The sequence below is a fragment of the uncultured Lamprocystis sp. genome (genome assembly GCF_903933125.1).
Taxonomy (GTDB): Bacteria; Pseudomonadota; Gammaproteobacteria; order Chromatiales; family Chromatiaceae; genus Thiodictyon.
This window is the reverse complement of the sequence record NZ_CAIZIZ010000030.1, coordinates 1-5,465: the sequence shown is the minus strand read 5'-3', so window position 1 is coordinate 5,465 and position 5,465 is coordinate 1. Positions and strand designations below refer to the sequence as shown.

The window sequence follows — 5,465 nt, the reverse complement described above, 5'->3', positions numbered from 1 at the left end:
TCACCCGGCGCTCCGCCTCGTCCGCTTTGCGCAGGTCGTCACCGACATCCTCGACGAGGTCAACCAATCGCTCAATTCGTGCACGCAACTGCGGATGTTGGTTCAGGCGGGCCAGCAGTCGCTCATCGTTGGGGGGCAGCAGAGTGGTCATGGGCGGTCCTCGTGTTTGTCGACGGTTACCGCTGTATTTTAAGCTACCTCATCAGTTTCGATCGCACCCGCGCAACTTTGTGCAAGAGTAAAGTAGGATAGTCGAATTGTTGACGCAGGAACAGCACCGGCCAGATTGTTTCTCGTGTGCGAGAAGCCTCTGATTGATGTGGTCTGGGTGAAGACTGTGACAGGGTGTCATAGACAAGCCGTCTTCACGGAATAGGGTGTGACACACGGCGGTATCGACGGACCCTGGCGGGTGCATGCAGATGCCGCAAATCAAGTCCAGTGACGCAAGCGGATGAGTCAATGAGCGAACCCTTACGTGCCGCGGTCGCGCGGCAGCGGATGTTGTTGCGGGGTCGGCTGGCCTCGCTCCTGGAGCGGCTGGCGCACGCCTGTGCCGGGGCTTGGCCCGAACGGGCGGCTCTGGAACAGCACCTGCTGGAGGCATTGCCGGGCCTGCCGTCCTGCAAGTATCTCTATGTACTGGATGCGCAGGCCCGCCAATTGACCGCCAACTGCACCCCGAGCGGCTTGCCGCCCTAGTACTACGGGCGTGATCGCAGCGACCGGCCCTATCTGACCGACGCCCTGGCGGGTGAGCGTTTCTCCCTGTCCCAGGCTTACATCAGCCGCAATCAGCGTCGCCCCTCGCTCACCGCGGTGCAGCGTATCGCATCACCGGCGGGGACGACGCTTGGCTATTTGGGGGCGGACTTCGATCTGCGCGAACTGCCGCTCTCCCCGGTCCTGGAGCACGGGTCGGATCGCGTCCAGGCCGCGGCCGTCGCGGCCGCCGGGTCGGGCGGGATCCAATTATTCGCCACCGGCGACGATGCCGGGACCCTGCGGGTGCTGCGCTCCGAGCCCGGCGGGGCGGCCTGGTCCCTGGTGTGTCGACTCGACCCACATGGGGCTCCCATCACCGATTTGGTATTTGCCCCGGATGGACGTGCCATCGCCAGTGTCGGCGAGGATGGGCGGGGCGTCCTGGTTCCGTTGGCGGACGGCGTCTGTGGGGCGCCACGGTTTCTCGATGCGCAGACCGAGGCGCTCTATAGTGTCCGCTTCTCCCCGGACGGCGCCGTCTTGGTGACCGCGTCCATGGACGCTCGCGCTCAGGTCTGGGATAGCCGGGGCGGCGCGCTGATCGCGGAACTCAAGGGTCACAAGGACCGGATCTACTCCGCCGAATTCAGCCCGGATGGGCGCTGGATCATCACCGCGTCCCGTGACGGCGCGCTGCGCCTGTGGCAGCGTCCCGTGCCGCCGCGCCAGACGGACAGGCGGCCCCGCACCGAGGGGTCCTATCTGGTGCTGGAGGCCGATCTGGGTGGTGTGGCCTACGCCCGTTTCAGCCCGGACGGCAACAGTGTCGCGGCGGCCTATTGGGAGAACGCGGCCTTGCTGTGGCGGATCTGGACCAACGACACGACCCCCGACCCGGCGATCGTCACGGTGTGGGGCAAGGATCGGTCGCGTCTCGCGCTGATCCGCGAGGCGATGCGCTTTCGTCGCGACAATGGTTTGGATGCACGGGTGAATTGGGAAGGGGGGACGCGTACCCTTAAGGAACGAGCCAAACACAGTCGTTGTCGTAATCGTTGTCGTAATCGGATAAGCGATTCAAATTAGGCATGAGCAGCCCGCTGCCGATCGGGTTTCGATTCGCTCCGTCGCTCGGGCGTACAAGGCCGTCACGCGTTTTAAAGGCTTCGATTGCCACGCACGGGACCAACGCATACTCGCGGGGATCATCAATCGAACTCGATTACGATTACGATTGCGATTACGACAACGACAACGACCGAGACGCCGAAGGCGTTTCTAAATGAACTTGTTTAGCATATGAGTGAACGGTTTCTTATACGCAAGCGGAGGAATGAATGAGCGAACCCTTACGAGCCGCAGTCGCGCGGCAGCGGATGTTATTGCGGGGTCGGCTGGCCTCGCCACTGGAGCGGCTGGCACGTGCCTGTGCCGACGTCTGGCCCGCGCGGGCGGCACTGGAGCAGTGCCTGCTGGCGGCGTTGCCGGGTCTGCCATCCTGCAAGTATCTCTATGTGCTCGATGCGCAGGCGCGCCAATTGACCGCCAACTGCACCCCGAGCGGCCTGCTGCCCGAGTATTGCGGGCGGGACCGCCGCGATCGGCCCTATCTGGCCGACGCCTTGGCCGGTGAACGTTTTTCTCTGTCCCAGGCGTACATCAGTCGCAATCAGCGTCGCCCCTCGCTCACGGCGGTGCAGCGCATCGCGTCACCGGCGGGGACGACGCTCGGGTATTTGGGAGCGGACTTCGACCTGCGCGAACTGCCGCTGACCCGCGAGGTGTATCGGCCGCCGGAGCAATGGGTACAACTCAAGGGCGATCCGGCGATCCGCGGCGGGCTATTTCTTCAGGAACGGGTGGAAAGCCTCATGGACACGCGCATCGACGAGGTGTTGGACTTGCTGCGGGAGTTGATCGCGGTGCACGGGGTGTTCCACGGCAAGCTGCACTTCTCCAGTTCGCGTGCCACCCTGTGGTTGATCGACGACCCTTACCGTTTCCGCCTCCTCGATTTTGAGGACCTGACCGACCCAGGGATCTGTCTGGCCTACCCCAGTCGCCCCTATCCGGCGGATGCGGCGATTCCCCTGGATCAGGTCGGCGAGGTCTTCAAGACTTTCCGAGCCCTGCGTTTCATGGATGAGACCATCTACCTGCGCTCCGGTTCGCTCAATGTATTCAACGGGATCGTCGGGCTGAATTTTTCGTGCGACGGATCGCACTACATGCCGTGGCAGGAGTTTTTGCACAAGAGCTTAGGGTTTTGGATCGGCAGCGGTGAGACCTGTGCCCTGGAGGAAACTGAGTAACGAGTCAGAAATAAGTGAAGCAACGAATACGATCGTTGCCGCTTCAGCCGAAGTTGATCCTGGCCTCCAGATTCGGGGCCGAATCGGCATTGGCCAGCGCCTCGTTAAAGCTGATGGTCCCGGCGCGAAAGAGGTCCAGCAGGGCATCGTCGAAGGTCTTCATGCCGTCTTCATTGCTCGCCTGCATGGCCTCACTCACCTCGTCGACGCGACCGTCGCGGATCAGGTCGGCAATGTGCGGCGTGTTGACCAGCACCTCAATGGCGGCGGTGCGTTTGCCGCTGACCGTTTTCACCAGGCGTTGGGAGATGATGGCGCGCATGTTGATGGACAGATCGAGGAAGAGGGTCTTGTGCAGTTCCTGAGGAAACAGGTTGATGACCCGTTCGAGCGCCTGATGGGCATTGTTGGCGTGCAGGGTCGAAATGGCCAGGTGCCCGGTCCCGGCCAGTTCAATGGCGGCTTCCATGGTCTCGCGGCTGCGAATCTCGCCGATGAGGATGATGTCCGGCGCCTCGCGCAGAGAGCTTTTCAAGGCGGCGGCATAGCTCTTGGTGTCGACCCCAACCTCGCGTTGGTTGATGATGCACTGCTTGTGGGGATGGACGAACTCGACCGGATCCTCAATGGTCAGGATGTGGCCCGGCGCCGCGGCGTTGCGTGAGTCGATCATGGCCGCGAGTGTCGTGGATTTGCCGGACCCGGTGGATCCGACCATCAGGATGATCCCGCGCTTCTGCATGATCAGCCGGGTCAGCACCGGCGGCAGCCCCAGTTCCTCGACGGTGGGGATGGTGGCCCGGATATAGCGCAATACCATGGCGGCCTGGCCGCGCTGATGGAAGGCATTGACGCGGAAACGTGCCCGGTCCTCCAGTGCGATCGCGAAATCCACCTCCAACTCGTTTGCGAATTGCTGCGCCTTGTCCCGATCGAGAATCGACAGCACCGCGTCCCGGCAGAATTCCGCGGTGGTCTCCGACTCACCGATCGGGCGAATGACCCCCTCGATCTTGATCCGGACCGGAGTCCCAGGCGTGAAAAAGAGATCCGACGCCTGATGTCGGATCATCATCTCAAGGTAGGGCGTAATGTCCAACGCGGCGTCTCACGTGTGCTCAGGTGCCATGTGCTTTGACGATTCCAGGCTGGTAGACGGCGCCCTGATGGGTCGTCTCCACCGCGAGTCCGGTGGTCGTCTCGCCTGGCGCAAAGGGGACCCTGTCGCTTTCGGAACCCGCCGGCTGAACCGGCGGCGCTCCGAACAATGCGGGGTCGGTGATGCCCTCGTCGCCTTCCGGCACGATCGAGAAAGCCTCCATATCCGCGAAGTGATCCTTGCCGCGGGACTCGTGACCCTCCAGTTTGATGGCGATGCGCAGCTCGTTCATCGAGTCGGCGCTGCGGATCGCGTCTTCATAGCTGATCTTGCCGGCCTCGTAGAGGTCGAACAGCGCCATATCGAAGGTCTGCATCCCGAGCTCCCGCGATTTTTTCATGATCGCCTTGATGCCGTGCACGTCGCCCTTGAAGATCAGGTCCTGGATCAGCGGCGAGTTGATCAGGATCTCGATCGCCGCGATGCGCCCGCCGTCGGTGCAGGGCAGCAGGCGCTGGGAGATGACCGCCTTGAGGTTGAGCGAGAGATCCATCAGCAATTGCACCCGGCGTTCTTCCGGAAACAGATTGATGATGCGGTCCAGGGCCTGATTGGCGCTGTTAGCATGCAGGGTGGAGAGGCACAGGTGGCCGGTCTCCGCAAAGTTGATGGCGTGCTCCATGGTTTCGCGTTGACGGATCTCGCCGATCAGAATGACATCCGGCGCTTGCCGCAGGGTATTTACCAGGGCGGTGTCCCAGCTCTCCGTGTCGACTCCGACCTCGCGTTGGGTGATCAGGCAGTTGCGGTGCGGGTGGACATACTCCACCGGGTCCTCGATCGTGATGATGTGGCCGAAGCTATTGGCGTTGCGGTGGCCGAGCATGGCCGCCAGGCTGGTCGACTTGCCCGAGCCGGTGCCGCCCACGACCAGGATCAGCCCGCGCTTGGTCATGATCAGGTCTTTCAGGACCGGCGGCAGGTTCAGCTCATCCAGTTCCGGGATGCGGCTGGTAATGGTACGCAGTACGGCGCCCGCGAGCCCCTGCTGGATGAATGCATTGACACGGAAACGCCCGATCCCCTGGGGGCTGATCGCGAAGTTGCACTCCTTATGCGCCTCGTAGTCCCGCACCTGACGGTCGTTCATGATGGCGCGTACCAGCACGCTGGTTTGCAACCCGGTGAGGCTGCGGTCACTCAGCGGCGTCATCCGCCCGTCGATCTTGCACGCCGGGGGAAACTCCGCGGAAATGAACAGATCGGAGCCTTTGCGGGCCAGCATGGTGCGAAGGCAGTCGAGCATGAATTTTGCTGCTTCTTGGCGGTCCATGGGGTACGGTGCCTGG

General features: G+C 62.7%; 4 protein-coding genes and 1 pseudogene. 3 read left to right on the top strand and 2 right to left on the bottom strand.

Annotated elements, in window-relative coordinates:
* Positions 1–462: 462 nt before the first annotated feature.
* The 3 genes and pseudogenes from QZY03_RS01390 to QZY03_RS01380 form a co-directional block, all read left to right on the top strand.
* A pseudogene (locus QZY03_RS01390) lies at positions 463–900 on the top strand (PDC sensor domain-containing protein); the annotation flags it as partial.
* Between the two features lie 108 nt (positions 901–1,008).
* Complete coding sequence (locus tag QZY03_RS01385; protein WP_363168626.1) at positions 1,009–1,791, top strand: hypothetical protein; 783 nt, start codon at positions 1,009–1,011, stop codon at positions 1,789–1,791.
* Positions 1,792–2,042: 251 nt separating this feature from the next.
* Positions 2,043–3,017: a PDC sensor domain-containing protein gene (locus QZY03_RS01380; RefSeq protein WP_295577471.1), complete on the top strand. Its 975-nt coding sequence runs from the start codon at positions 2,043–2,045 to the stop codon at positions 3,015–3,017.
* A 43-nt stretch (positions 3,018–3,060) separates the two neighbouring features.
* Here the strand turns inward: QZY03_RS01380 and QZY03_RS01375 are convergent, their stop codons facing one another.
* The gene (locus QZY03_RS01375) at positions 3,061–4,116 is read right to left on the bottom strand and encodes a PilT/PilU family type 4a pilus ATPase (protein WP_295577468.1); all 1,056 of its coding nucleotides are present in this window, start codon (positions 4,114–4,116) and stop codon (positions 3,061–3,063) included.
* A 19-nt stretch (positions 4,117–4,135) separates the two neighbouring features.
* Positions 4,136–5,449, bottom strand: coding sequence for a PilT/PilU family type 4a pilus ATPase (locus QZY03_RS01370; RefSeq protein ID WP_295577474.1), 1,314 nt, complete (start codon positions 5,447–5,449; stop codon positions 4,136–4,138).
* Positions 5,450–5,465 lie beyond the last annotated feature (16 nt).